We start from the raw sequence: 26,679 nt of genomic DNA, 5'->3' as shown, positions 1-26,679 counted from the left end.
TTGCGTTGTCTACCCGCCCCCCGGGCGCCGAGTGCCGCGCGGGGTGGGCTTTTTTCTCCCGGCCTCCCCCCCGGGGGGGGGGGGCGCCCCCCCCCCGCCCCCCCCGCCACCGGTTCATCCGCTTACGTTCTTCCCGCTGCGGGTCGCCGGACGGAGGCGGCCGCCGGGCAAGCGAGATCGGGGGTGTCCTCATGCGGATCGGACTGCTTACGGAGGGTGGCTACCCGTACGCCACGGGTGAGTCCAGGCTCTGGTGCGACCGGCTCGTGCGCGGGCTCACGCCGCACGAGTTCGACGTGTACGCCCTCAGCCGCAGCGCCCGCCAGGAGGAGGCCGGCTGGGTCGACCTGCCCCCGCAGGTCCGCTGCGTCCGCACCGCCCAGCTCTGGGCCCCCGAGGACGACGGCCACACCTACGGCCGCCGCGAACGGCGCCGCTTCGCCGAGCACTTCGGCGCGCTGGTGACCGGCGTCTGCGCCGAGGACGACACGACCGGCGCCGCCTCCTCCTTCGCCGAGGGGCTCTACGGCCTCGCCGAACTCGCCGCCGAGCGCGGCGGCCTCTACGCCGCCCTGCGCTCCGAACTCGCCGTCCGCACCCTGGAGTCCGCCTGCCGCACGCCCGGCGCACGCCGGGGCGTGGCCGCCGCCACCGTCCCCGACTACCTCGACGTCGTCGACCAGTTGGAGCGCGCGCTGCGCCCGCTGTCACTCGACTGGTACGGCGAGCACGCGCTCGGCGCGGCCGACCTCTGCCACGCGGCCTCCGGCGGCTCCGCGGCGCTGCCCGGGCTTCTGGCCAAACGCTTCTTCGGCACCCCCCTCCTGGTCACCGAGTACGGCGTACAGCTCCGCGCGCACTACCTCTCCACGGTTGAAGGGCCCCGCCCCGCCCCCGTGCGCGCGCTGCTCGCCGCCTTCCAGGGACGGCTCGCAGGCGAGGTCTACCGGCAGGCCGCGCTCCTCACCCCCGGCAACACGCACGCCAGGCGCTGGCAGGAGAAGTGCGGCGCCGACCGGGCCAAGCTGCGCACGGTCTACCCCGGCATGGCCTCCGAGCGGTTCACCGAGGTCGGCGAGGACGAGGAGAGCGGCGACCCGGCGACGCTCGTCTGGGTCGGCCGGGTGGAGCCCGCCAAGGACCTGATCGCGCTGCTCCACGCCTTCGCGGACGTCCGCAGGGCGCAGCCCGACGTACGGCTCAGGATCATCGCCGCGCCGGTGCGCGAGCCGGGCGCGGACGCGTACGTCGCGCACTGCCGGGCGCTCGCGGCCCAGCTCTTCCCCGACGAGGCGCCGGGGGCGCACGCCGTCGGCGAGAACCCGGTCTCCTTCGAGGAGATCGGCGGACCGGAGGCGCCGACGCTCGCCGAGGCGTACGCGGCGGGCGCCGTCGTCGTCCTCTCCAGCGTCGTGGAGGGCTTCCCGATCAGCCTGGTCGAGGCGATGTTCTGCGCACGGGCCACGGTCTCGACGGACGTCGGCGCGGTCGTCGAGGTCATCGGCGGCACCGGACTCGTCGTACCCCCGCGCAATCCGAGGGCGCTCGCGGACGCGTGCCTCGCGCTCCTGCGCGACCCCGAGCGCCGATACCGGCTGGGGGCGGCGGCGCGGGCGCGCGCGCTCGAACTGTTCACCGTCGAGCAGAACCTGGCCGCCTTCCGCGGCATCTACCTCGAACTTCTCTCCCGCTCCCCGGTGCGCCGCCGTGCCGCGGAGGGCGTCCCCTTCGCCCACCCGGCGGAGGCGTACGTCCCCGGCAGCTGGGCGGACCAGCCGGTGAGCGCCGCCGGCGGAACGGGAGCCCCCGATGCCTGAAGGAGGCACCCCCATGCGCGGCTCCGCCGCCCCGACGACCCCAGGCCCCTGGGCCTCCCACTCGGAGACGCTGCTCGAGAAGACGGCCCTGACGGTGGCCGTCACGGTCTCCGTGACGACGGACGGCCAGGCCACGGGACCGGTACCGCCCGTGCCCGCGCCTCACGCGCCGGCGCCTCACGCGCCGGCGCCTCACGCGCCCGTGCCCGCACCGGCGCCCGTGCCGGCTCGTCCCGCGCCCGTCTCCGCGCCGTTCGTGCCGGCTCCGTCGGCGCCCGTCTCCGCGCCGGTGTCCGATCTCGACCTCCGGGCACCTGACACCCCCGAGCCCGACGCCTCCGAGCCCGACGCCCCCGTGTCCGACCTCCCCGAGCCGGTGGCCCAGGCGGCGCCGGACGCGGACACCGACGCGGAGCCCGCGCCGAACCGGACCCCCGCCGCGGTGCCGATAGTGGGCGGGGGACGGCGGGGGCCCGCCGACCCCGTCAAGGCGCTCATGCACCGGCACCGCGAGCTGTGCGAGCGGGCCGTCGACCCCCTGGAGATCGCGGCCGGGCTCGAAGCGCACGGCGTCACCGACCGGACCGCCGCGCGCTTCCGGCACCGGGACGTGTTCTCGCTCGCCGAGGAGCTGTACGCGCGCGTGCCGCGCGGCAACGGAGCGCCTCCCGCGCGCCCCGCGCACGAGCCGGAGGCGCGCGCCGGGTGGGCCGGCTGGACCCTGGCCGCCCTGGCGCCCGCCGCCGTCACCGCCCTCGCCGTCACCGGACTCGCCCTCACCGAAGGGCCCGTGCGCCTCGCCGTCGGCGTGGCCGGGGCCCTCGGCCTGGCCGCCGCACTCGCCGTCGCCGTCCGGCGCGGCCCGCTGCGCGCCGCCGGCCGCACCGTCCCCGCCGCCCGCGTCTGGACCGTCTGGCTCCTCGCGTACGCGCTCGGCGGGGACGGTCTCCTCCACGCCACGCTCACCGGAGGCCCCGACGGGCCCTGGCCCGTCACCCCCGGGCCCCTCCTCGGGCTCGCGCTCGCCGTGGTCCCCGCCGCCTGGTGCGCCCGGCTCTTCGCCGGCCGGGCCCGCCGCAGGCTCGTCGCCAGCCGCGGCCTGGAGGACTTCGCGGCGGGCACCCGCCCCCTGCTCCTCGCCGCCGTCGCGCTCCATCTGGCCGCCCTCGCCGGCCTGCTGAGCCTGACCGGATTCGCCGCCGGGGCGCTCGCCCTCGGCGCCCTGCTCCTGGTCGCCCGGCTCCTGGCCGTGCACGGCTTCCCCGAGACCGCCGCCGCCGGCCTCGCCGCCGCCTGCGCGGGCGAGGCCCTCGCCCTCGCCTGCGTCCTCGCGGCCCGAGTCCCCGGCTGCGGCATCCTCGGCGCCCCGGTCCGCGCCCTGACCGACACCTGGGGTCCCGGAGCCGTACCCACCCTCGTCTGCGGCGTCGCGGCGCTCGCCCTGCTCGCCCAGGCCACCGCCACGCTCTCGCGGGCCTCGGCCCACGCCAAGCCCTAGGCACAAGCCCCCCTCGACCCGGCACACCCGCGGAGCCGACGCCGCGGGCGTGCCCGCCCCGCAGGACCCCCTTTCCAAGGAGACGAAAGAGACATGACCTCGCTACCCCCCGCCACGGCCGGTCGGCACGAAGGGGCCGCACGATGAGGGTGCTGCTGCTCGGAGCCAACGGATTCCTCGGACGTTTCGTCGCCGACCGGCTGCTCGCCGACCCGGCCGTGCACCTCACCGCGCTCGGACGGGGCGACGACGCCGACGTACGGTTCGACCTCGCCGGGGGCAGCCCCGGCGCGCTGACCCGCTTCCTGGACGCCGTCCACCCCGGAGTCGTCGTCAACTGCGCGGGCGCCACCCGCGGCGGCGCCCGCGACCTGACCCGGCACAACACCGTGGCCGTCGCCACCGTCTGCGAGGCCCTGAGGCGCAGCGGCTGCGGCGCCCGGCTCGTCCAGGTCGGCTGCGCCTCCGAGTACGGCCCCTCCCAGCCCGGCTCCTCCACCGCCGAGGACGCCGTGCCCCGCCCCGGCGGCCCGTACGGCGTCTCCAAGCTCGCCGCGACCGAACTCGTGCTCGGCTCCGGGCTCGACGCGGTCGTCCTGCGGGTCTTCTCGCCGGTCGGCCCCGGCACCCCGGCGGGTTCCCCGCTCGGCCGGCTCGCCGAGGCCATGCGCCGCGCCATGCAGGCGGGCGACGGCGAGCTCAAGCTCAGCGGCCTCGGCGTCCAGCGCGACTTCGTCGACGTACGGGACGTGGCCCGTGCCGTCCACGCCGCCTCGCTCTCCGCCGCCCAGGGCGTCGTCAACATCGGCACCGGACGCGCCGTCAAGCTCCGCGACGCCGCCGCCGTCCTGGCCAGGGTCGCCGGCTACGCGGGCACCCTGCACGAGCTCGACGGGCCGCCCCCGCGGCCGGTCATCGGTGCCCCGCGCACCGAGACCATCGCCGAACAGCTGGCCGCCGCGCCCTACCCGTACCCCGACGGCTGCGGCAGCTGGCAGCAGGCCGACGTGCGCACCGCGCGCGACCGGCTCGGCTGGCGCCCCCGGATCAACCTCGAGGAATCCCTCGCCGACATCTGGATGGAGGCGGCATGCCGCATCTGACCACGACCGCCGCGGAAGCCGTCCAGGAGATGGGCTTCGGCGTCCCCGGCTACGCCCATCCCCTGCTCGCCCCGGTGGAATGGGCCGAGCTGACCCGTCCCGGCACGCCGCTGCACTGGGCCGTGCTCGACGTCGCCCAGGGGCCGGGGGACCGGCCCGACCCGCACTGCCTGGAGGCGGCGGGCCGGCTCAAGAACGCGGGGGTCAGGGTGCTCGGGCACCTCGACCTCCGGCACGGTTCGCGCGACTTCGGCGAGATCGTCTCGGACGCCCACCGCTTCCTCGACTGGTACAAGGTCGAGGGCTTCTACCTGGACCGCTGTCCCACCGACCGGGCCGACCTGCCCGAGGTGCGGCGCGTCGCGGCCACCCTGGAGGCGGTCCTCGACGGCGAGGCCCACCTCGTCCTCGGCCAGGGCGCCCACCCGTACCCGGGCTACGCCGAGACGGCCGACCAGCTGGTCACCTTCTGCGGGCCGTGGACCGACTACCGCTGGTCGCAGGTGGCCGAGTGGACCGCCGAGTACCCGCCGGAGAAGTTCGTCCACCTCGTCCACGGGGTGCCGCGCAGCCACCTCGACGAGGCGATGCGGATCGCCCGCTGGCAGGGCGCGGGGACGATCTTCTTCACCGACCGGACGGGCCGACCGGACCACAACGGACGGATCGGTGCTTTCCAGGCGCTGCCCGGCTACTGGGACGAAATCGTCTCGCGCCTTGGACCGGGTGTCTCGGAATGAGAAGGGCCGTGGCAGTGTTACGGGGAGAACAACCGTACTGACATACCGACCAACGGAGCCCCCGTGTCGCTGCCACCCCTGGTCGAGCCGGCTGCCGAGCTCACCGTAGACGAGGTCCGCAGGTACTCCCGCCACCTGATCATCCCGGATGTGGGGATGGACGGGCAGAAGCGGCTGAAGAACGCCAAGGTGCTCTGTGTGGGCGCCGGTGGCCTCGGGTCGCCGGCCCTGATGTACCTGGCCGCGGCCGGTGTGGGCACGCTCGGCATCGTGGAGTTCGACGAGGTCGACGAGTCGAACCTGCAGCGCCAGATCATCCACAGCCAGGCGGACATCGGCCGCTCCAAGGCCGAGTCCGCCAAGGACTCGGTCCTCGGCATCAACCCGTACGTGAACGTGATCCTCCACGAAGAGCGGCTCGAGGCCGAGAACGTGATGGACATCTTCAGCCAGTACGACCTGATCGTCGACGGCACGGACAACTTCGCGACGCGCTACCTCGTCAACGACGCGTGCGTGCTGCTCAACAAGCCGTACGTGTGGGGTTCGATCTACCGCTTCGACGGCCAGGCCTCCGTCTTCTGGTCCGAGTACGGCCCCTGCTACCGCTGCCTCTACCCGGAGCCCCCGCCGCCGGGCATGGTCCCCTCCTGCGCCGAGGGCGGCGTCCTGGGCGTGCTCTGCGCGTCCATCGGCTCCATCCAGGTGACCGAGGCCATCAAGGTCCTCGCCGGTGTGGGCGACCCGCTGGTCGGCCGGCTGATGATCTACGACGCCCTGGAGATGCAGTACCGCCAGGTGAAGGTCCGCAAGGACCCGAACTGCGCTGTCTGCGGCGAGAACCCGACCGTCACCGAGCTCATCGACTACGAGGCCTTCTGCGGCGTCGTGTCCGAGGAGGCCCAGGAGGCGGCGCTCGGCTCGACGATCACTCCCAAGCAGCTCAAGGAGTGGATCGACGAGGGCGAGAACATCGACATCATCGACGTCCGCGAGATCAACGAGTACGAGATCGTCTCGATCCCCGGCGCGCGACTGATCCCGAAGAACGAGTTCCTGATGGGCACCGCCCTCCAGGACCTGCCGCAGGACAAGCGGATCGTCCTGCACTGCAAGACGGGTGTCCGCAGTGCGGAAGTCCTCGCCGTGCTCAAGTCCGCGGGCTTCGCGGACGCCGTGCACGTCGGCGGTGGCGTGATCGGCTGGGTCCACCAGATCGAGCCCGACAAGCCGGTCTACTAGAAGTAGCGCATACGAGAAGGGCCCGGACCTGCAGCAGGTCCGGGCCCTTCTCCGTCCGTCACGAGCAGCGCGTGCCGTACGCCGGGACCTTGCCGTCCAGGAAGTACGCGTCGACCGTCCGCGTCACGCACGCCGACGTGCCGTACGCGCCGTGCCCCTCGCCCTCGTTGCTCACCAGGACGCCCACGCCCGCGCCCAGTTCCTTCGCCATCCGCTCGGCGCCCTCGTACGGCGTCGCCGGGTCGCCGGTCGTGCCGACGACCAGGATCGGGGCCGCGCCGGGCGCGCTCGCCTCCGGGTCGGCCCGCAGCCCCTTCACCGGCCACTCGGCGCACCAGCCCGCGGTGTCCCAGGCCAGGAAGGCGCCGAAGACGGGCGAGGCCTTCTCGAACTCCGGCAGCACGGCCTTGACCTGCGCGGCCGTCGGGCGCGCGCTGGAGTCGGCGCAGGAGATCGCCCGCTGGGAGTGGGACTGGGTGCCGTAGTGGCCCGTCTCGTCGCGGTCGTTGTAGGCGTCGGCGAGCCGTAGCAGCCCCGAGCCGTCGCCGGACTCGGCCTTCCCGAGGGCGGAGGTCAGCAGGGGCCAGTTGTCCTTGGAGTAGAGCGTGATCGCGATGCCGGTGAGGGCGAGACCCTCGGTCAGCTTCCGGTCGCCGACCCGCAGAGGCTCCCGGTCGAGCCGCTCCAGGAGCCGCACGATCCGGGCGTTGCCCCGGGCGGGCGCCTCGCCGGTGCTCCTGAGGTAGTTGTCGAGGGCCCGCTGGAAGCCGATCGCCTGGTTGCGGGCGTGGCCGGTGGCGTCGGCCGTCGGGTCGACCACCGCGTCCAGGACGGCCCGGCCGACGCGGGTCGGGAAGAGATGCGCGTAGGTGCCGCCGAGTTCGGTGCCGTAGGAGATGCCGAGGTAGTTCAGCTTCGCGTCGCCGAGGACGTGCCGGATCAGGTCCAGGTCGCGTGCGGTGTTCTCGGTGGTGGTGTGCGGGATGACCGTGCCGGAGCGGCGGGCGCAACCGGCGCCGAACGCGGCGCCGTCGGCGAGGTACGTGGCCTCCTCGGCCGCCGTGTCCGGGGTGACGTCCGTGCCGGCCTCGGCTGCGGCCAGCTCCTTGTCGTCGCGGCAGACCACACCGGAGCTGCGGGAGACGCCGCGCGGGTCGAAGGAGACCAGGTCGTAGCGGTTGTTCAGGGCGGCGTACTCCTGGGCCGCGAGCGGGAGGTAGTCGACGCCCGAGGCGCCGGGGCCGCCGAAGTTGAAGAGCAGCGAGCCGATCCGGCGGTCCTTGTCGCGGGCCTCCTTGCGGATCAGCGCGATCGTGAGGGTCTCGCCGCCGGGCTTGGTGTGGTCGAGCGGGACGCGGACCCCGGCGCAGCGCCAGCCGGCGCTGGGCCGTTCACCGCCCTGGGGCGCGTCGCAGCGCTTCCAGTCGGGGCGCTGCCCGGTGAGCGAGGCGGGGAGCCCGGGGGCGCCGGGCCCCTTGGCGTCCGTGGAGGTGCCGCCGCCCGGAGTGGTGCCCGCGGGCGTCTCGGCGGTCGCGCAGCCTGCGACCAGCAGCCCGGTGACGGCCAGGGCCGCCACCCGTATCCGTATGGACAAAGCACAACCCCCGTGAGCCGGACCGGAAGCCGCCATCCTAGCCAGGCACTCGGTCCCTGCTACGTGGCAGAGCGCTACTTGCAGACGATGCCGGAGGCCGGGACCTTGCCGTCGAGGAAGTAGGCGTTGACGGTGTTCTGCACGCACGCGTTGCCGCTGTTGTACGCGCCGTGGCCCTCGCCCTCGTAGGTCAGCTCCACGCCGACGCCGTCGCCGAGGGCCTCCACCATCGCCCGCGTGCCCGCGTACGGCGTCGCCGGGTCGCCGGTCGTGCCCAGCACGAGGATCGGTGCGGAGCCGGGCGCCGAGACGTCCGGGTGCTCCCAGGTGCCGGGGACCGGCCACTGCGAGCAGCTCGACAGCGCCCACGCCATGTAGGGGCCGAAGACGGCGGAGGTCTGCTCGAACTCGGGGAGCCGCTCCTTGGCCTGGCCGAGGGTGTAGCGCTCCTTGTAGTCCACGCAGTTGATGGCCGCGTTGGCGGCCTGGATGTTGCTGTAACTGCCGTTCTGGTCGCGGCCGTTCATGGAGTCGGAGAGCGCGAGGAGGAGCCCGCCGTCGCCGCCGTCGGCCGCGTCGAGGCCCTGCTCCAGGTACTGCCAGAACTCCTGCGAGTACAGCGACTGCGCGATGCCGTTGAGGGCCTGTGTCTGGGTGAGCTTGCGGTCGCCGATGCCGGGGATCGGCTTCTTGTCGAGCTGGGCGAGCAGGTCGAGGATGTAGGCCTCGATCTCGGCGACCGTCGAGCCGGGCAGCGTGCACTCGTCGCCGCGCGCCACGCAGTCCTTGGCGAAGTTGTCCAGGGCGAGCTGGAAGCCCTTGGCCTGGCCGAGGGCTCCCTCCTCGGTGCCGGCGTTCGGGTCGACGACCGCGTCGAAGAGGGCGCGGCCGACGTTCTCCGGGAACATGTGGGCGTACACGCCGCCGAGTTCGGTGCCGTACGAGATGCCGAAGTAGTGGAGCTTGTCGTCGCCGAGGACCTGCCGCATCAGGTCCATGTCGCGGGCGGCGTTCTCGGTGCCGACGTGGGGGAGGACCTCACCGGACTCGTCCTCGCAGCCGGCGGCGTACTTCTTCTGCGCGTCGGAGAGGGTCCGTTCCTCGGCGGCGTCGTCCGGGGTGAAGTCCAGGGCGTAGTAGGCGTCCAGCTCCTTGTCGCCCAGGCAGTTGACGTCCGCGCTGCGGCCGACCCCGCGCGGGTCGAAGGAGACCAGGTCGTAGCGGGTGCGGAGCTTCTCGTAGTCGGGGGCGAAGGACGGCAGTCCGGTGACGCCGGAGCCCCCGGGGCCACCGAAGTTGTAGATCATCGAGCCGATCCGCCGCTGCTGGTCACTGGCCTTGGCTCGGATCAGGGCCAGCTCGATCGTCTCGCCGCCGGGATCGTCGTAGTCGAGCGGGGCGTCCATGAAGGAGCACTCCCAGGGCGTGCCGCCGGGGAGCGGGGAGGGCGCGGGGCCGCCGCCTTCGGCGGCGGACGGCGGTGGGCAGGGTGCCCACTCCAGCTGCTGCGCCGCGAGCCCGGCGAGGTCCGTGGGCCGGTCCGACGCCTCGTCGTTGTCTCCGCCGCCCGAGCATCCGGCGGCGAGCAGCACGGTGGTCGCGGTGAAGAGGGCGGCGCGCTGCGCGGCGGAGATCGGCATAGGGCCATGGTCCGCCGGACCCCCGTCCCCCGCGCGGGCGAGTGGGCCAGCCGGGGGAAGTTCGGGCGGGTGGTGCGAGGCGGGCGGCTACGCCGCGTGGACCAGCTGGATCAGGTTGCCGCAGGTGTCGTCGAAGACGGCCGTCGTGACGTTGCCCATGGCCAGCGGGTCCTGGGTGAACCGCACACCGCGCGCGGTCAGCCGGTCGAACTCCGCCTGCACGTCGTCGACGGCGAAGGAGGCGAGCGGAATGCCGTCGTTGAACAGCGCTTCGCGGTACGGCTGCACGGCGGGGTGTCCCTGGGAGGGCTCCAGGAGCAGCTCGGTCCCCTCCGGGTGCTCGGGGGAGACCACGGTCAGCCACAGGGCGGTGCCCAGGGGGATCTCGTGCTTCAGCTGGAAGCCGAGCACGTCGGTGTAGAAGGCCTGGGCCTTCTTCTGGTCGTCGACGTAGATCGGGGTGAGGTGGATCCTCATGGGGTGCTCTCCGGTGTCTCGGGGGTGCCCGGCCTGAGCCACCGGGTCACGATGCGCTCGAGGGGGCCGGTCTGGAGGTCGTGGAACTTGTAGCGGCCTTCGCGCCGCGTCAGCACCAGGCCCGCCGATTCAAGGACGGCCAGGTGCTGGCTGATCGCCTGACGGGACAGTCCCACGTCGTGCTTGGTCACCAGCCGGGTGCATATCTCGAAAAGGGTCTGGCCGTCCCGGTCCACCAGCTCGTCGAGGATGAGCCGGCGGGTGGGGTCGGCCAGCGCCTTGAAGACATCATCAGCCATGACCCCCACGATAGGCAAGTAGCGACTTGCCTATCAAGCGGAGGTCGGCCGCACCGGTCGGCCGCTCCTCCTACAGCGCTCCCCGCTTCGTCAGCCAGTTGAAGCAGAGCCAGCCCGGCAGCACCGGCAGCCACAGCGTCAGGAGCCGGTAGAGCAGCACCGCCGGCGTCGCGACCTCGATCGGGAGGCCGACCGCGACCAGACCGAGGGTCAGCGCGGTCTCGACCGCGCCGACACCGCCGGGGGTCGGCGCCGCCGAGCCGAGGGCGTTGCCCGCGAGGAAGACGACGGCCACGCTGGCGTAGCTCAGCCCCTGCGCGTCGTGGCCGAACGCGCGGATCGAGGCGTCCAGGCAGAGCACGAACACACCGGTCAGGAGCAGCATGCCGCCGATGCCCGTGAGCAGCTTCAGCGGACGCTGGAGCACGTCCAGCATGCGCGGCACGACGCCCGCGAACAGCGAGCGCAGCCGCGTCGAGACGAACTTCCGCATGAACGGGATCGCGGTCACGACGAGCACGAGCACCGCCACCGTCAACAGTCCCGCGATCACCGTCCGGGAGGGCGTGAACGACTGCGACTTCTCCGTACCCGTCAGATAGCCGAAGGCGAGCAGGAGCAGGATGTGCGCGCCGAGCCCGAAGAGCTGCGACGCGCCGACGCTCGCCACCGCGAGCCCCGGCCGCACCCCCGAGCGCTGGAGGAACCGGGTGTTCAGCGCGACACCGCCGACCGCCGCGGGGGCGACGATCTTCACGAACGACCCGGCCACCTGGGCCACCACCGTGCGCCAGAATCCGACCCGCTCCGGGACGAAACCGAGCAGGCTCATCGCGGCGGCGACATAGCTCAACGCCGAGAACAGCACCGCCGCAGCCACCCAGCGCCAGTCCGCCGAACTGATCGTCGACAGCGGCGTCCTGGCGATCTGCGAGAGCAGGAAGTAGGCGGCCACCGCGCCGGCGATGAGGCTGATGAGCGTACGCGGCTTGATCCGCTCCAGACGGACCGGCTCGACCGGTGCCTGCGGCCGGATCAACAGCACCTGACGGCGGATCTGCGCCAGCAGATCCTCCTCGCGGGCGTCGTCGAGCGCCTCGTCGAGGGCCCGCTTCTCGGCCTGCTTCTCCGCCTTCTCCAGCTTCCGGTCCGACTTGCGGTCGATCTTGGACTCGACCGTTCCGGTGGGGGTCTCGGCCGCGGCGGCCTCGACGCGGGCCCGCTTCGCCGCCTCCGAGGCCTCCAGGACGGCCTCGCGCTCCCGCTTGGACCGCTCGCGGGCCAGTCTCCTGAGCGTCGCGCGCGTGGAGCGGCTCAGCGCGATCGGCTGGAGCAGCGGCAGACAGTCGGCGATGGCGTCCGGGCCGAGTACGTCGACGGCCCCGGCCACCGCGCGCTCGGCGCCCACCCGCAGACCCAGGGTGGTGAGCAGCTGGGCGATGTCCATCCGCAGGATCAGGTCGCCCGCGGCGATCTCGCCGCCCCGCAGATCGGTCAGGATGACCTTGCCGGAACGATCCACCAGAATCGCGTCCCCCGCGAGCCTCCGGTGCGCGATCCGGCGCGACTGGAGCGCCCGCACCTGACGCCAGGCGCTGCGCACCAGCTCGTCGGTGATCTCCGCGTCGTCCAGCGAGTCCAGGCTCCGGCCGCCCAGGTGCTCATACACGAGCATCACGGCGTCCGGACCGAGCTCCGAGGTGGCGATCAGCTTGGGCGCGTTCGCCCCGGCGGCGATCGCCGCGTACGCGAGCAGCGCCTCCTGCTCCAGGGCCTGGCGCAGCGAGACGATCGAGCGGCGGGTGGTGATCGCCCGCAGGGTCAGCCTGCGCCACGCGCGGTAGAAGAAGCCGTGCGCCTGCTGCTCGCGGTCCACGACCGTGACATCGAGCGGAGGCCCCTCCTCCAGGGTGACGATGTACCGGCGGCCCCGGTCCCCGCTGTCGGCGGAGTCCGGCACGCCCGCGCCCTCCGCGCGCAGCGCCGTGACCGGCTTGAAGCCGACCCGGCGCAGACCGGCGAGCAGGGTCTGACCGGTGGGGCGGACGTTGGGGGAGCCGACCGCGTAGAGCGTGCCGTACGCGACGGTCCAGCCGATCAGCACGGTCAGGATGATCGAGAACGCGGTGGTGTACCCGGCGACCAGCATGGTGAACGCGTCGAGCAGCAGCACCGCCCACAGGCTCACCCGCCAGCGCGGCCGGCGGGCCATGCCGACGGCCGTCATGTACGCGATGACGGGCGCGAGGTAGTTGTGCACCGGGTCGGTGAGACCGCCCCCGGTCGCGGGCTGGGTCAGCGCGTCCTGGATCGTGCCGGGCGCCGCCTTGGCGACCCAGAGGTCGGTGGCGAGGGTGACGCCGTGGGCGAGGACGGCGGCGAGGACGCCGTCGGCGATCCGCAGGCCGTCGCGTTTGATCAGCCGTTCGATGGCGAAGGCGACCGGTACGAGCAGGACGGCGATGCTGGAGACGAGTCCGGCGATCTTGACGAAGACGTCGGGGGCACCGCCCGCGCCCTTGTTGATGTCCTCCTCGAGACCGGAGGTCGTGCCGTGGGCGAAGGCGGCGATGGCGATGACCAGGGCGATGGCGAGGACGCCGATGAGCAGCCGCATCAGGTCCGAGGGCCGGTGCACACGGGCGGCGAGCAGGGGCTCGTCCTGGGAGACCCGCTCGCTCGGCTCGCCCTCGGGGACCGAGTCCGGGACGAGCTCGGGGGAGGGGCCGTGACCGAGGCCGAGACCGTGCGCCCGACCGCCGTGGGCGGGCGGGCCGGGGGTCGCTGTGCCGGGGGCGGGCGTGCCGGGGCGCGCCTCCTCCTCAGGAGGCTGAGCGTCGTGCCCCATCACCATGTCCGTCTCTGCCTGTGTCGTACGCACCGCGTGTACCGACTGTTTGTCGTCCTGTTCGAATTGTTGTTCTTCTTGTTCGTCTTGTCGCTCTTGATCTCGTATCACCAGTCACCGCCCGCACGATGGTGGCATGAAGCGGGGCCCGACGGAGGCAACAGGGCGTTGTCGGTGGGGTGAGGCAGGATGGGGCGGATGAGCGTGGAGGAGCTTCCGGAGTACGCGGAACGGGTCCTTGAGGTCGCGGAGCTGATCCCGCCGGGCCGCGTGATGACGTACGGAGACGTGGCCGAGTGGCTCGGCGAGGGCGGCCCGCGTCAGGTCGGCCGGGTGATGGCCCTCTACGGCGGGGCGGTGCCGTGGTGGCGCGTGGTGCGCGCGGACGGCGCGCTGCTGCCGGGCCACGAGCTGCGCGCCCTCGGCCACTACCGCGACGAGGGCACGCCGCTGCGGCAGGCCGGGCGGTCCGCCGAGGGACATGTGCCGAAGCTCGACATGCGGCGGGCGCGCTGGGACGGGGAGGGCGGCGGGACCGGCGGCCCGGAGGGTGGCCCCGGAGGCGGCTCGGGCGGGCGTGCGGGAACTCACACGTGACAGCTTTGCCGATGGCCGGCCGGGCCGGACGGTCCGATGACGGTACGGAGGCCCGTACGGAGTACGACACGGGTGCCCTCCGTATCCCGTAACGTCGTCGTTCGCCCCGTACACGTCCCCACCTCTCCACCACTTCGCTCAGGACCGGTCGATCCACGTGAGTTCCTCCTCCACCACCCGGCGCACGCCGTACCAGGGGCGGACCACGGGCGCGTACCGACTGGTGCGCACCGCGCCGGCGCGAGTGGATCCCCCTGTCCTTGACGCAACGCAGCGCGAAGTGGTTGACCACACCGACGGACCGCTGCTCGTCCTCGCCGGACCGGGCACAGGGAAGACGACGACGCTGGTGGAGGCGGTCGCCGCCCGGATCGAGAAGGGCGCGGACCCGGAACGGATCCTCGTCCTCACCTTCAGCCGCAAGGCGGCCGTCGAACTGCGCGACCGGATGGCGGCCAGGCTCGGCGGGAGCAGGCCGCCGCAGGCGACCACGTTCCACTCGTACTGCTACGCCCTGATCCGCGCCCACCAGGACGCGGAGCTGTTCGCCGAGCCGCTGCGGCTGCTGTCGGGACCGGAGCAGGACCTTGCCGTACGGGAGCTGCTCGCCGGCCAGATCGACCTGGCGAAGGCGGGGCTCGCGCGGGTGCGGTGGCCCGACGAACTGAGGGCCTGTCTGACGACCAGGGGCTTCGCCGACGAGGTACGGGCCGTCCTCGCGCGCTCCCGCGAGCTGGGGCTCGGACCGAGGGCGCTCGCCGAGTTCGCCCAGCGGGTGGGGCGGCCGGACTGGAAGGCGGCGGCCGGCTTCCTCGCGGAGTACCTGGACGTCATGGACCTCCAGGGGGTCCTCGACTACACGGAGCTGGTGCACCGGGCGGTGCTGCTGGCCGAGCGGGTGACGCTGCCCGCGTACGACGCGGTCTTCGTGGACGAGTACCAGGACACCGACCCGGCGCAGGTCCGGCTGCTGCGGGCGCTGGTGGGGCAACCGGCAGGGGCCGCCCGCGGGCCGTCCGCGAGGGGCGGCGGTCGGGCGGCGGTCGGGCGCACGGTGGTCGCCTTCGGCGACCCGGACCAGTCGATCTACGCCTTCCGGGGCGCCGACGTGAACGGCATCCTCGACTTCCCCGACACCTTCGCGGGCCCCGACGGGCGCCCGGCACAGGTCCGGGTCCTGACCCGGTCCCGGCGCTCGGGCGCGGAGCTGCTGGCCGCCACCCGGGAGCTCACCCGGCGCATGCCGCTGCCCCGGCTGCCCGCCGACAAGGTCCGCGCCCACCGCGACCTGGCTCCGGTGCGCGACGGCGGCCGCGTCGAGGTCTTCACGTACCCGACGGCCTCCACGGAGGCCGACAACATCGCCGACCTCCTGCGCCGCGCCCACCTGGAGGACGGGGTTCCCTGGCACGACATGGCGGTCCTGGTCCGCGCGACCTCCACCGTCCCCGGCCTCCGCCGCGCCCTCACCGCCGCCGGGGTCCCCCTGGAGACCGACACCGCCGACACCCCCCTGCGCCACGAACCCGCGGTGGCCCCCCTGCTCCTGGCCCTGCGGGCGGCGGCGGGTGCGGGTACCGGGGCGAGCACGGAGAGCCCTGCCGACGCGGGGGCCGACGCGCCCGAGGGGGCCGACGGGACCGGCGCTGCGGAAGCCCCTGGGGAGGGCCCGCAGGCTGGCGGCGCTGCGGAGGTCCACGAGGACGGACCGGAGCCCGTCGGCGCTGCGGAAGCCTCCGGGGATGGCCCGCACGACGTTGGCGCTAGGGAAACCCCCGAGGACGGCCCGCACGACGTAGGGGCTGAGGAAACCCCCGAGGACGGACCGCACGCCGACGCGCCCGCGGTCGGGGCCGCCTGGCTCGACACCGAGACCGCGCTCTCGCTGCTCGCCTCGCCGCTCGCCGCCATGGACCCCGCCGACCTGCGGCGGCTCGGGCGGGCGCTCCGGGACGAGGAACGGGCCGGGGGCACCAAGGTGCCGCCGCCCTCCGACGTCCTGCTCGCCCGCGCGCTCGCCGAGCCCGAGCGGCTCGTCGCGCACGACCAGTCGTACGCCCGGGGCGCCAAGCGGCTCGGCGAGCTGCTTCGGCAGGCACGCAACCGCCTCGCCGCGGGCGGCACCGCCGAAGAGGCCCTCTGGCTGCTCTGGAACGGCACCCCCTGGCCGGGCCGCCTGGAGCGGGCCGCGCTGCGGGGCGGCCCGGCCGGCCGCAACGCCGACCGCGACCTCGACGCCGTCTGCGCGCTCTTCGAGACGGCCGCCCGTGCCGAGGACCGCGTCGGCGGCCGGGGCGCCCTGAACTTCCTGGAGGAGCTCGACGCCCAGGACATCGCCGCCGACACCCTCTCCCAGCGGCAGGCCCGCCCGGACGCCGTCCGCCTCATGACCGCCCACCGCTCCAAGGGCCTCGAATGGGGGCTCGTCGTCGTGGCCGGGGTCCAGGAAGGCCTCTGGCCCGACCTGCGTCGCCGCGGCTCCCTCCTGGAGGCCGACCGCATCGGCCGCGACGGCATCGCCGAACCCCTCACCCCCGGCGCCCTCCTCGCCGAGGAACGCAGGCTCTTCTACGTCGCCGCCACCCGCGCCCGCGACCGGCTCGTCGTCACCGCGGTCAAGACCCCGGCCGACGACGGCGACCAGCCCTCCCGCTTCCTCACCGAACTCGGCCCCGAACCCAAGGACGTCACCGGACGCCCCCGCCGCCCCCTCGCCGTCGCCGCGCTCGTCGCCGAACTGCGCGCCACCACGGTCGACCCGGCCGCCTCCGAAGCCCTCCGCGAGGCCGCCGCGCGGCGCCTCGCCCAGCTCGCCGCGCTCAGCGACGACGAGGGCCAGCCGCTCGTGCCGGCCGCGCACCCGGACCGCTGGTGGGGCCTGTTCGAGCCGACCCGCAGCCAGGTGCCGCTCCGTGACCGCGACCACCCGGTCGCCCTCTCCGGATCGGCCCTCGACCAGCTCGCGAACACCTGCGCCCTCCAGTGGTTCCTCGGCCGCGAGGTGAAGGCCGCCGCCCCCGCGACCGCCGCGCAGGGTTTCGGCAACGTCGTCCACGTCCTCGCCGACGAGGTCGCCTCCGGCCGCACCCCCGCCGACCTCGACGTCCTCATGGCCCGGCTCGACTCGGTCTGGGACGCGCTCGCCTTCGACGCCCCCTGGAAGTCCGCCCAGGAGAAGGCCCACGCGCGCGTGGCGCTGGAGCGCTTCCTGCGCTGGCACGTCATGGACCGGGGCGGCCGTATCGCCGCCGCCACCGAGCACGACTTCGACGTGACCCTCGAAGCGGGCGCGTACGAAGTACGGATCCGCGGCTCCATGGACCGCGTCGAGACCGACGAGCACGGCCGCGCGTACGTCGTCGACTTCAAGACCGGCAAGTCCGCGCCCACCAAGGACGAGGTCGCCCACCACCCCCAGCTCGCCGTCTACCAGCTCGCGGTGCGCGAGGGAGCCGTGGACGAGGTCTTCGACGGCCGCCGCCCCGACCCCGGCGGCGCCGAACTCGTCCAGCTGCGCCAGCCCGCCCCCAAGAAGGAGGGCGGGGACACCCTGCCGAAGGTCCAGGCGCAGGAGCCCCTCGCCGGCGAGTGGGTCGGGGACCTCCTCGCCACCGCCGCCGGCCGGGTCCTCGACGAGCGCTTCACCCCCAGCACGGGCCAGCACTGCACCCACTGCACCTTCCGCTCCGCGTGCAGCGCCCAGCCGGAGGGCCGCCACATCGTGGAGTGACGGCCGTCGTCGTACGCCCCCGGGCCGTACGCCCCCGAAGTCGCGGGCGCACGCCTCCGGGCTCACCCTGGTGGGTGAACGGGGAAACCCGAGGAGGCTCGCCATGGCGCCGTCGACCCAGCACAGGGCCCGTACCGCGGCGGCCGCCGTCTGCACGGCGGCGGCTGTCGCGACAGCCGGGTTCGCCGCGCCCGCCGCATGGGCGCAGCCTGTCCCCATGGCCGCCCGGGTGGTCGTCGCCGCCCCCACGCCCGACCCCTTCGCGGACCTCACCCCCGACGCCATCGCCGACCGTGCCGTCGACGCCACGCAGTCCGCGAGCTCGCTCCGGATGACCGGGCGGGTCGTGTCCGAGGGCCAGGCCCTCGACATCGACATCGCCCTCGACGACAAGAACAACTGCACCGGGGTGATGAAGGTCGACGGCGGCACCGCCGAGCTCCGCCAGGCCGACCGCATCACCTACCTGAAGGGCGACGAGAAGTTCTGGCGCGCCTCCATGACCTCCCAGGGCGTGCCCCCGCCGCAGATCGACGCCACCATCGAACTCGTCAAGGGACGCTGGCTGAAGATCACGCCGGGACAGGCCGGCAGCAGCGACCTGAGCGGAGTCTGCGACCTCGACGCGCTGCTCGCCGACATCGGCGACGACAAGGGCGAGCGCACGGGGCTGACCCGGGGCCCGGACGCCGAGGTCGAGGGGGCGCCCGTCGCGACCCTCGTGAAGAAGAAGCCGGGTGGCGAGACGAACACGGTCTCCGTGGCCCTCGAGGGCAAGCCGTACATCCTCAAGATGGTCAAGACCGGCGGCGAGGAGCCCGGCTCCGTCGAGCTCTCCGACTACGACAAGCCCGTCGAGGTCGTCGTACCACCGGCCGACGAGACCGTGGACCTGACCAAGCTGGACCCGGGCACGCGCGCGTGACGCGGTCCCGCCGCCGGCACGGACAGATCCCGCCGTCGGCTACGGACAGGTCCCGCCGTCGGCACGGACAGATCCCACCGTCGGTACGGACAGGTCCCGCCATGCGCGCGGGACCACTCTGTCGGTGGGGCCGGTTAGCCTCTCTGGGGTGACCGCACGCATCACCGACCCCGAGCAGCTCAAGGAGCTTCTCGGCATCCCGTTCACCCCGGAGCAGACGGCCTGCATCATCGCGCCGCCCGCCCCGCAGGTCATCGTGGCCGGAGCCGGTTCCGGCAAGACGACGGTGATGGCGGCCCGGGTGGTCTGGCTGGTCGGCACGGGCCAGGTCGCGCCGGAACAGGTCCTCGGCCTGACCTTCACCAACAAGGCCGCCGGCGAACTCGCCGAACGCGTCCGCACCGCCCTCGTACGGGCCGGGGTGACCGACCCCGACGTCATCGACCCCGAGAACCCTCCGGGCGAGCCCCGCATCTCCACGTACCACGCCTTCGCCGGCCAGCTGCTGACCGACCACGGGCTGCGCATCGGCCTGGAGCCCACCTCCCGCCTGCTCGCCGACGCCACCCGCTACCAGCTCGCCGCGCGCGTGCTGCGCGAGGCGCCCGGACCGTACCCCGCGCTCACCAAGTCCTTCCCGACCCTCGTCAGCGACCTCCTCGCCCTCGACGCCGAGCTGGCCGAACACCTCGTGCGGCCCGACGCCCTGAGGGCGTACGACACCGACCTCCTCGACACGCTCTCCCGGGCCAAGCTCACCAACGCCGACCTGCGGAAGGTCCCCGAGGCCGCCGCGGCCCGCCGCGAACTGCTCGACCTTGTCGTCCGCTACCGCGCCGCCAAGCGCTCCCGGGACCTGCTCGACTTCGGCGACCAGATCGCCCTCTCCGCCGAACTCGCCACCACGCGCGCGGAGGTCGGCGCGATCCTGCGCGACGAGTTCCGGGTGGTGCTCCTGGACGAGTACCAGGACACGTCCGTCGCCCAGCGGCTGCTGCTCTCCGGCCTGTTCGGCGGGGGTACGGGCCACGCCGTCACCGCCGTCGGCGACCCCTGCCAGGCGATCTACGGCTGGCGCGGCGCCTCCGTCGCCAACCTGGACGACTTCCCCGCCCACTTCCCGTACGCGGACGGCACCCCGGCCACCCGTCACGCGCTCTCCGAGAACCGGCGCAGCGGCGGCCGCCTCCTCGACCTCGCCAACGGGCTCGCCACGCCCCTGCGCGCCATGCACGCGGGCGTGGAGGCGCTGCGCCCCGCCCCGGGCGCGGAGCGCGACGGCTCGGTGCGGATCGCCCTGCTGCCGACGCACGCCGAGGAGATCGACTGGCTCGCCGACTCCCTCGCCCACCTGGTCCGCACGGGCAAGGAGCCCGGCGAGATCGCCGTCCTGTGCCGCACGGCGACCGACTTCCCCGCCATCCAGGCCGCGCTCGTCGCCCGTGACGTGCCCGTCGAGGTCGTCGGCCTCTCCGGGCTGCTCCACCTCCCGGAGATCGCCGACCTCGTCGCCGTCTGCGAGGTCCTCCAGGACCCCGGCGCCAACGCCTCCCTGGTCCGTCTCCTGACCGGCCCCCGCTGGCGCGTCGGCCCCCGCGACCTCGCGCTGCTCGGCCGCCGCGCCCGGCTCCTCGTCCACCGCGAGCGTGCCGGGGACGACGGCGCCGACGCCGACGAGCGGCTCGCGGCGGCGGTCGAGGGCGTCGACCCGGCCGAGGTCGTCTCGCTCGCCGACGCGCTCGACACCTTCCTCGACTCCGGTGGGGAGGACGACGGCCTGCCGTTCTCCGGCGAGGCCCGGGTCCGCTTCGCCCGTCTCGCCGCCGAGCTGCGCTCGTTGCGCTCCTCGCTCGCCGACCCCCTGATGGACGTCCTGCACCGGGTCCTCGCCACCACGGGCCTGGAGGTCGAACTCTCCGCCTCGCCGCACGCGCTCGCCGCCCGGCGCCGCGAGACCCTGTCGAACTTCCTCGACATAGCCGCCGGATTCGCCTCCCTCGACGGCGAGGCGACCCTGCTGGCCTTCCTCGGCTTCCTGCGCACGGCCGCGCAGTACGAGAAGGGCCTCGACAACGCGCTCCCGGGCGGCGAGAACACGGTCAAGGTCCTCACCGCGCACAAGTCCAAGGGCCTGGAGTGGGACGTCGTCGCGGTGCCAGGACTGGTCACCGCCCAGTTCCCGAGCACCAGGTCCCGCGAGTCGTGGACTTCCCAGCCGCAGGTCCTGCCGCACGCCCTGCGCGGCGACGCGGCGACGCTGCCGGGGGTCGAGACCTGGGACGCGGCCTCCCTGAAGACCTTCAAGGAGGAGATGCGCGACCACCAGCACACCGAGGAGCTCCGCCTCGGCTACGTGACCTTCACCCGCCCCCGCTCCCTCCTCCTCGCCTCCGCCCACTGGTGGGGCCCGTCCCAGAAGAGGTCCCGCGGCCCGTCGGCCTTCCTGCACGCCCTGTACGAGCACTGCGCGGCGGGCTTCGGCGAGATCGAGGCCTGGGCGGAGGAGCCGGAGAAGGACGCCGAGAACCCCACCCTCCAGGAGCACACCCAGGACGAGGCCTGGCCCCTCCCGCTGGACGACACGTCCCTCCGCCGCCGCCGCAAGGCCGCGGAACAGGTACGCGCGGCGCTGTGGGCCCTCGCTCCCCTCGCTCCGGGAGACGCGCTGCCCGCGCAGGGCCCCGTGCCCCAGGACCCCGTGCCCCAGGACCCCGAGGACCTCTGGCCCGACGAGGAGCCGCTCCGGGACGACGAGCCTCCGTGGGACGAGGACCCCTTCCGGGGCGCCGAGGCGTTCCGGGGCGCCGAGACCGACGCGATCCCGGCCCCTCGCGCCCCCGAACAGGCCCTGTCGCCGGAGGACCAGAAGGCGATCGCCTCCTGGGACCGCGACCTCACCTCCCTCACCACCGAGCTGCGCCGCACCCGCGCCACCACCCGCGACGTCCTGCTGCCCGCCTACCTCTCCGCCTCCCAGGTCCTCCGCCTCGCCGAGGACCCCGACGGCTTCGCCCAGGAGCTGGCCCGGCCCATGCCCCGGCCCCCGCAGCCCGCGGCCCGGCGAGGGACGCGGTTCCACGCCTGGGTGGAGTCCCGGTTCGACGAACTGCCGCTCCCTCTGCTCGGCCCGGACGAGCTGCCCGGCGGCGAGGAGTTCGCCGGAGAGCCGGAGATCGCGGACGAGCGTGACCTGGACGCCCTCAAGGAGGCCTTCGCCGCCACGGCGTACGCCCGGCGCACCCCGTACCGCGTCGAGGTCCCCGTGCACCTGTCCCTCGCGGGCCGGGTCGTCCGGGGCCGGATCGACGCCGTCTACCGCGACCCGGACACCGGCGCGTACGAGATCGTCGACTGGAAGACCAGCCACCTCCGCACCGCCGACCCCCTCCAGCTGGCGATCTACCGGCTCGCCTGGGCCGAGCAGCACGGCCTGGACCCCGACGAGGTCACCGCCGCCTTCGTGTACGTCCGTACGGGTGAGGTGGTCCGCCCCAGGGCGCTCCCCGGCCGGACGGAGCTGGAGGGGATCCTGCTGGGCCGGCGCACCTCCGACGCCGGATAGGCTCAGGAGCATGAGCGAGACCCCGGACAGCGCCGTCCAGACCGTACGCACCCAGGCCGTGCGCGCGTACATCGAGCAGCACCGCGCCGCCTTCCTCGACGACCTCGTCGCCTGGCTGCGCATCCCCTCCGTGTCGGCGCAGCCCGCCCACGCCGAGGACGTACGGCGCAGCGCGCGGTGGCTCGCGGACAAGCTGTCCGAGACGGGGTTCACGACGGTCGAGGTCTGGGAGACCGCGGGCGCGCCCGCCGTCTTCGCCGAGTGGCCCTCGGACGACCCGGACGCCCCGACCGTGCTCGTCTACGGGCACCACGACGTTCAGCCCGCCGCCCGCGCGGACGGCTGGCACACCGACCCGTTCGAGCCGCACGTCACCGACGGCCGGATGTACGCGCGCGGTGCCGCCGACGACAAGGGCCAGGTCTTCTTCCACACGCTCGGCGTCCGCGCCCACCTCGCCGCGACCGGGCGCACCGCGCCCGCCGTCAACCTGAAGCTGATCGTCGAGGGTGAGGAGGAGTCCGGTTCGCCGCACTTCCGCGCCCTCGTCGAGGACCGCGCGGACCGGCTGGCCGCCGACGCGGTGATCGTCTCCGACACCGGCATGTGGTCCGAGACCACTCCGACGGTCTGCACCGGCATGCGCGGCGTCGCGGACTGCGAGATCGAGCTCTACGGACCCGACCAGGACATCCACTCCGGTTCCTTCGGCGGCGCCGTGCCCAACCCGGCCACCGTCGCGGGCCGCCTGGTCGCCGCCCTGCACGACGAGGACGAGCGGGTCGCCATCCCCGGCTTCTACGAGGGCGTCACCGAGCTCTCCGACGCCGAGCGGGCCCTCGTCGCCGAGCTGCCCTTCGACGAGGCTGCCTGGCTGGCCACGGCGAAGTCCCACGGCACCCTCGGCGAGGCGGGCTTCTCCACCCTGGAGCGGGTCTGGGCCCGCCCCACCGCCGAGGTCAACGGCATCGGCGGCGGCTACCAGGGCCCCGGCGGCAAGACGATCGTCCCCGCCTCCGCCCAGCTGAAGCTCTCCTTCCGGCTGGTCGCGGGGCAGGACCCGGACAAGATCGAACTGGCCGTACGGGACTGGCTCGCCGCCCGCGTCCCCGCCGGCATCCGGTACGAGATCGTCTTCGGCGCGCCGACCCGGCCCTGCCTCACCCCGCTCGACCACCCGGCCCTCAAGGCCGTGGCGGGCGCGATGAGCCGGGCCTTCGACGGCGCCAAGGTCCGCTACACCCGCGAGGGCGGCTCGGGCCCCGCCGCCGACCTCCAGGACGTCCTGGGCGCGCCGGTGCTGTTCCTCGGCGTCTCGGTGCCGTCCGACGGCTGGCACGCGCCCAACGAGAAGATCGAACTGGACCTGCTCGTCAAGGGCGTCGAGACCGCCGCCCACCTGTGGGGCGACCTGCCCGCCGCCCTGCGGACCGCCGCGCGATGAACCCACACAACGATCCGGGGGAGTTGGAAGTACCTGTGTCCACCTTGAACAGCAGGTTCGCGGACCGGCCGATCTCGCTCACCGCCCCGAGCGGTATCGACCGCGCCGCCCACCACCGCCTCGACGAGGCCTGGCTCGCGGCGGCCTGGAGCCACCCCACGACCCGCGTCTTCGTGGTGTCGGGCGGTCAGGTGCTGATCGACGAACCCGCGGACAGCACGGACGGCCGCACCGAGCTCGTCATGACCCCGGCCTTCGAGGCCCCGGTCACCGAGACGCACCGCTACTTCCTGGGGACGGACGACGACGGCGTCTCGTACTTCGCCCTCCAGAAGGACGCCCTGCCCGGCCGCATGGACCAGTCCGCCCGTCCGGCGGGGCTGCGCGAGGCGGGCCTGCTGCTCTCGCCCCGGGACGCGGGCCTCATGGTGCACGCCGTGGCCCTGGAGAACTGGCAGCGGCTGCACCGCTTCTGCTCCCGCTGCGGTGAGCGCACGGTCATCGCGGCCGCCGGGCACATCCGCCGCTGCCAGGCCTGTGGCGCGGAGCACTACCCGCGGACCGACCCGGCCGTGATCATGGCGGTGACGGACGCGGAGGACCGGATCCTGCTCGGCCGCCAGGTGCACTGGCCGGAGGGTCGGTTCTCCACGCTCGCGGGCTTCGTCGAGCCCGGCGAGTCGATCGAGCAGGCCGTGGTGCGCGAGGTCTTCGAGGAGGCCGGTGTCACGGTCGGCGAGGTCGAGTACATCGCCAGCCAGCCGTGGCCGTTCCCGTCCAGCCTGATGCTGGGCTTCTTCGCGCGCGCCACGTCCTCGGAGATAGACGTGGACGGCGAGGAGATCGAGGAGGCCCGCTGGTTCTCCCGCGAGGAGCTGGCCGCCGCCTTCGAGTCGGGCGAGGTGATGCCCCCGTACGGCATCTCGATCGCCTCCCGGCTGATCGAGCTCTGGTACGGCAAGCCGCTGCCGAAGCCGGGCGACGTCGTCTGACCGCCCCTGGGCACCACTGCTACGGAAACAGCCCCCGTCCGGAACTCCGGACGGGGGCTGTTTTCAGCCAGGCGGGCTGGGTCGCGAAGAGGACAGTCCCCACAGTCTGTAAACTTCCCTCCTGCTTGTGGCGGCCAGGGAAAGCTGCCCCACGTTCGGGAGGGGGCGGCCGTGAGCGGGAAGCCCAGGGCTCTTGGCGTGGTCCGTCTGTCCGTAGGTAACGAGAACCAGACCGGCGAGGAAACGCAGCGGACCCGCATCAGCAAGCGGGCGGACGCAGAGGAAATGGAGCTGGTCGACTTCGCCGTCGACATCGACGTGTCGGCGTCCATCTCGCCGTGGGTTCGACCGTCCCTGGGGGACTGGCTCAACAACAAGAAGGACCAGTTCGACCACATCGTCATCTTGAAGATCGACCGCATCGCGCGGTCGGTCCGCCACCTTTCGGACATCATCGAGTGGTGTGAGGCGAACGGTAAGGGGCTGATCTCCTGCGAAGAGGGGTTCGACCTCTCGAAGCCGTGGGGCAAGACCATCGCCAAGATCCTGGCCGTGGTCGCAGAGGCCGAGCTGGACGCCATCAAGGCCCGCAACAAGGCTTCCCGGGAGACCATGCGGAAGACTGGCCGCTGGCCGGGTGGCCTTGTCCCGTTCGGACGCAGAGCGGTGAAGGGGGACGCAGGTTTCACTCTGGAACTCGACCCTGAGCACGGCCCGACGCTGCTTGAAATGATCCGGCGCTTCATCGAGAAGCCGAGTTTCTCGGCCGTCGCCGACTGGCTGAACGAGCAAGGCGTGCCCACGGCTCAGGACATCGCGCGTATCCGCGCGGCGTCGGGCGAGAGCACGACGCGGCTGGCGGACCCGAAGCCTCGGGGGGCCAGGTGGACGCCGACCACAGTGCAATCCGTACTGGTCAGCCGGTCTCTGCTCGGGGAGTACGTACGCGCCCATGGTGCTGTCGTCCGCAACGACGACGGCACTCCCGTCTTGCGGTCTGAGCCGGTGCTGAACGAGGAGGAGTGGGCGAAGCTGTCGGAAGCCGTCGCCTCGGTCAAGTACAGAAAGCAGAAGGGCTCTACATCGCCGACGGTGGGCGTGACGTTCTGCATGCTGTGCGGCAGCTCCCTGTACTTCGTGAAGGGCGACCCGGCCAAGGGCAAGCGCGAGCGGTACCGCTGCCACGGCAACAAGAGCAAGGGCATCCAGGCGTGCCCGAAGCAGAGGTTCTGGGCAGAGGACTTGTACCCCTGGCTGGAGTTGGCCCTGCTGGGCGAGATCGGGCACCTGGAACGGATGGAGTCGAGGACGACCATCGACGACAGCCGTGCTGCGAAGCTGGCCGTGATCGACGGCAAGATGAGCCGGCTGCTGAAGGAACTCCAGCAGGACGAGATCAGCGCCGTCGCGTATGCCTCGCAGGTCGCCGGCCTAGCACAGGACCGAGAGAAGGTCACCGACCAGGAGGGGCCGAAGCCGGTGACCGTGTGGACCGGTACGGGCGAGAGCTACGCGGAGTGGTGGGAGCGGTCGAGTGTCGACGAACGGCGTGAATGGCTGAAGAAGCACAAGGTCAAGGCCTACTTCGGGGATGACGTCCTGGCCGTCGATCCGGGCGACCTGATCGAGAACATCAAGCAACAGGGCGTCACGTACTGGGATCTGCCCGCCAAGTCTTCGCAGGTGCTCTCACCGATCACGCCGGTCTCGTTGCCGGGCAAGCCGTACGAGAAGCCGAAGTCGCTTACGGGGGCGGAGTGGGAGATCGTCAGCCGTTGGGAGGACATCGAAGCGGAGCGGGCGGCGCAGTCGGCAAAGGTCGAAGAGGAAGCCAAGGGAGCAGAGGCATATTGACCTTGTGACCATGGTCGACACCCTTCGAGAGAGGGGTATCGGGTTCTAGGCGCTCACGGGTGCGCTGGCCAACATCGGCCCCCGTACGGCCGAGGGCGGTCTCATGCATCAGGTGGTCGGAGTCATGGCGGAGTTTGAGCGCAGCCTCATCAGGGAGCGCACCCGCGCAGGACTGGACGCAGCCAAGGCGCTCGGGATCTCCCGTGCAACTCTGTACCGCCACCTCGGCGAGAGCACCTGAGGCGGGCGTACACGGGTGTATCCCGAATCGGGAAAGGCCGCGACGGCCCGCTGCCGGTGTCCGCTGATCGTGCTCT

At 73.2% G+C, this 26,679-nt stretch carries 18 protein-coding genes; 13 read left to right on the top strand and 5 right to left on the bottom strand.

Going from position 1 to position 26,679, the window contains the following annotated elements:
- Positions 1–191 precede the first annotated feature (191 nt).
- The 5 genes from ACF09C_RS23155 to moeZ all read left to right on the top strand — a co-directional run bounded on the left by ACF09C_RS23155 (position 192) and on the right by moeZ (position 6,400).
- On the top strand, positions 192–1,817 hold the full coding sequence (locus tag ACF09C_RS23155) for a DUF3492 domain-containing protein (protein ID WP_392093865.1): 1,626 nt from the start codon (positions 192–194) through the stop codon (positions 1,815–1,817).
- Between the two features lie 13 nt (positions 1,818–1,830).
- Positions 1,831–3,315: a hypothetical protein gene (locus ACF09C_RS23150; protein WP_392093863.1), complete on the top strand. Its 1,485-nt coding sequence runs from the start codon at positions 1,831–1,833 to the stop codon at positions 3,313–3,315.
- Between the two features lie 143 nt (positions 3,316–3,458).
- Positions 3,459–4,418, top strand: coding sequence for an NAD-dependent epimerase/dehydratase family protein (locus tag ACF09C_RS23145; protein WP_392093861.1), 960 nt, complete (start codon positions 3,459–3,461; stop codon positions 4,416–4,418).
- On the top strand, positions 4,406–5,158 hold the full coding sequence (locus ACF09C_RS23140) for a spherulation-specific family 4 protein (RefSeq protein ID WP_392093860.1): 753 nt from the start codon (positions 4,406–4,408) through the stop codon (positions 5,156–5,158). The genes ACF09C_RS23145 and ACF09C_RS23140 overlap by 13 nt, the downstream gene beginning before the upstream one ends.
- 63 nt (positions 5,159–5,221) lie before the next feature.
- Complete coding sequence (gene moeZ, locus ACF09C_RS23135) at positions 5,222–6,400, top strand: adenylyltransferase/sulfurtransferase MoeZ (protein ID WP_392093858.1); 1,179 nt, start codon at positions 5,222–5,224, stop codon at positions 6,398–6,400.
- Positions 6,401–6,458: 58 nt separating this feature from the next.
- Here moeZ and ACF09C_RS23130 read toward each other — a convergent pair whose 3' ends face one another.
- The 5 genes from ACF09C_RS23130 to ACF09C_RS23110 all read right to left on the bottom strand — a co-directional run bounded on the left by ACF09C_RS23130 (position 6,459) and on the right by ACF09C_RS23110 (position 13,258).
- A complete protein-coding gene (locus tag ACF09C_RS23130; protein WP_392093856.1) occupies positions 6,459–8,030 on the bottom strand; it encodes an alpha/beta hydrolase in 1,572 nt (523 codons plus the stop codon).
- A gap of 38 nt (positions 8,031–8,068) precedes the next feature.
- Entirely contained in the window at positions 8,069–9,634 is a 1,566-nt protein-coding gene (locus ACF09C_RS23125; protein ID WP_392093854.1) for an alpha/beta hydrolase, read from the bottom strand.
- Between the two features lie 87 nt (positions 9,635–9,721).
- Positions 9,722–10,111 (bottom strand): VOC family protein, encoded by a 390-nt coding sequence (locus ACF09C_RS23120; protein ID WP_362425106.1) that lies wholly within the window; start codon positions 10,109–10,111, stop codon positions 9,722–9,724.
- Positions 10,108–10,410, bottom strand: a complete 303-nt coding sequence (locus ACF09C_RS23115; RefSeq protein WP_362425103.1) for a metalloregulator ArsR/SmtB family transcription factor — start codon at positions 10,408–10,410, stop codon at positions 10,108–10,110. Before ACF09C_RS23115 ends, ACF09C_RS23120 begins: the two co-directional genes overlap by 4 nt.
- Positions 10,411–10,480: 70 nt before the next feature.
- Positions 10,481–13,258 (bottom strand): lysylphosphatidylglycerol synthase domain-containing protein, encoded by a 2,778-nt coding sequence (locus ACF09C_RS23110; protein ID WP_392093852.1) that lies wholly within the window; start codon positions 13,256–13,258, stop codon positions 10,481–10,483.
- Positions 13,259–13,447: 189 nt separating this feature from the next.
- On the opposite strand from ACF09C_RS23110, the gene ACF09C_RS23105 reads away from it, so the two are divergent.
- The 8 genes from ACF09C_RS23105 (at position 13,448) to ACF09C_RS23070 (ending at position 26,603) form a co-directional block, all read left to right on the top strand.
- Positions 13,448–13,855 carry an MGMT family protein gene (locus tag ACF09C_RS23105; RefSeq protein ID WP_392093850.1) on the top strand — a complete coding sequence of 136 codons (408 nt, stop codon included), beginning with the start codon at positions 13,448–13,450 and terminating at the stop codon, positions 13,853–13,855.
- 157 nt (positions 13,856–14,012) lie between these two features.
- A complete protein-coding gene (locus ACF09C_RS23100; protein WP_392093848.1) occupies positions 14,013–17,585 on the top strand; it encodes a UvrD-helicase domain-containing protein in 3,573 nt (1,190 codons plus the stop codon).
- A 103-nt stretch (positions 17,586–17,688) separates the two neighbouring features.
- Positions 17,689–18,510, top strand: coding sequence for a hypothetical protein (locus tag ACF09C_RS23095; protein WP_392093847.1), 822 nt, complete (start codon positions 17,689–17,691; stop codon positions 18,508–18,510).
- Between the two features lie 148 nt (positions 18,511–18,658).
- Positions 18,659–22,072 carry a UvrD-helicase domain-containing protein gene (locus tag ACF09C_RS23090; protein WP_392093845.1) on the top strand — a complete coding sequence of 1,138 codons (3,414 nt, stop codon included), beginning with the start codon at positions 18,659–18,661 and terminating at the stop codon, positions 22,070–22,072.
- Between the two features lie 10 nt (positions 22,073–22,082).
- Positions 22,083–23,516, top strand: a complete 1,434-nt coding sequence (locus ACF09C_RS23085) for a dipeptidase (RefSeq protein WP_392093844.1) — start codon at positions 22,083–22,085, stop codon at positions 23,514–23,516.
- 35 nt (positions 23,517–23,551) lie between these two features.
- Entirely contained in the window at positions 23,552–24,508 is a 957-nt protein-coding gene (gene nudC / locus ACF09C_RS23080; protein WP_362425085.1) for an NAD(+) diphosphatase, read from the top strand.
- Positions 24,509–24,679: 171 nt separating this feature from the next.
- Positions 24,680–26,362 (top strand): recombinase family protein, encoded by a 1,683-nt coding sequence (locus ACF09C_RS23075; RefSeq protein WP_392093842.1) that lies wholly within the window; start codon positions 24,680–24,682, stop codon positions 26,360–26,362.
- Positions 26,363–26,426: 64 nt separating this feature from the next.
- Entirely contained in the window at positions 26,427–26,603 is a 177-nt protein-coding gene (locus ACF09C_RS23070; RefSeq protein ID WP_392094346.1) for a recombinase family protein, read from the top strand.
- Positions 26,604–26,679 lie beyond the last annotated feature (76 nt).

The sequence above is a fragment of the Streptomyces sp. NPDC014870 genome (genome assembly GCF_043081505.1).
Taxonomy (GTDB): domain Bacteria; phylum Actinomycetota; class Actinomycetes; order Streptomycetales; family Streptomycetaceae; genus Streptomyces.
Note: the sequence above shows the minus strand (reverse complement) of the source record. Positions and strands in the feature narration are given on the sequence as shown.

Excerpts from the sequence above, each read along its gene's own strand:
- ACF09C_RS23155 (WP_392093865.1), top strand. The coding sequence starts at position 192 with ATGCGGATCGGACTGCTTACGGAGGGTGGCTACCCGTACGCCACGGGT.
- ACF09C_RS23150 (WP_392093863.1), top strand. The coding sequence starts at position 1,831 with ATGCGCGGCTCCGCCGCCCCGACGACCCCAGGCCCCTGGGCCTCCCAC.
- ACF09C_RS23145 (WP_392093861.1), top strand. The coding sequence starts at position 3,459 with ATGAGGGTGCTGCTGCTCGGAGCCAACGGATTCCTCGGACGTTTCGTC.
- ACF09C_RS23140 (WP_392093860.1), top strand. The coding sequence starts at position 4,406 with ATGCCGCATCTGACCACGACCGCCGCGGAAGCCGTCCAGGAGATGGGC.
- ACF09C_RS23130 (WP_392093856.1), bottom strand. The coding sequence starts at position 8,030 with ATGGCGGCTTCCGGTCCGGCTCACGGGGGTTGTGCTTTGTCCATACGG.
- ACF09C_RS23125 (WP_392093854.1), bottom strand. The coding sequence starts at position 9,634 with ATGCCGATCTCCGCCGCGCAGCGCGCCGCCCTCTTCACCGCGACCACC.
- ACF09C_RS23120 (WP_362425106.1), bottom strand. The coding sequence starts at position 10,111 with ATGAGGATCCACCTCACCCCGATCTACGTCGACGACCAGAAGAAGGCC.
- ACF09C_RS23115 (WP_362425103.1), bottom strand. The coding sequence starts at position 10,410 with ATGGCTGATGATGTCTTCAAGGCGCTGGCCGACCCCACCCGCCGGCTC.
- ACF09C_RS23110 (WP_392093852.1), bottom strand. The coding sequence starts at position 13,258 with ATGGGGCACGACGCTCAGCCTCCTGAGGAGGAGGCGCGCCCCGGCACG.
- ACF09C_RS23105 (WP_392093850.1), top strand. The coding sequence starts at position 13,448 with ATGGGGCGGATGAGCGTGGAGGAGCTTCCGGAGTACGCGGAACGGGTC.
- ACF09C_RS23095 (WP_392093847.1), top strand. The coding sequence starts at position 17,689 with ATGGCGCCGTCGACCCAGCACAGGGCCCGTACCGCGGCGGCCGCCGTC.
- ACF09C_RS23085 (WP_392093844.1), top strand. The coding sequence starts at position 22,083 with ATGAGCGAGACCCCGGACAGCGCCGTCCAGACCGTACGCACCCAGGCC.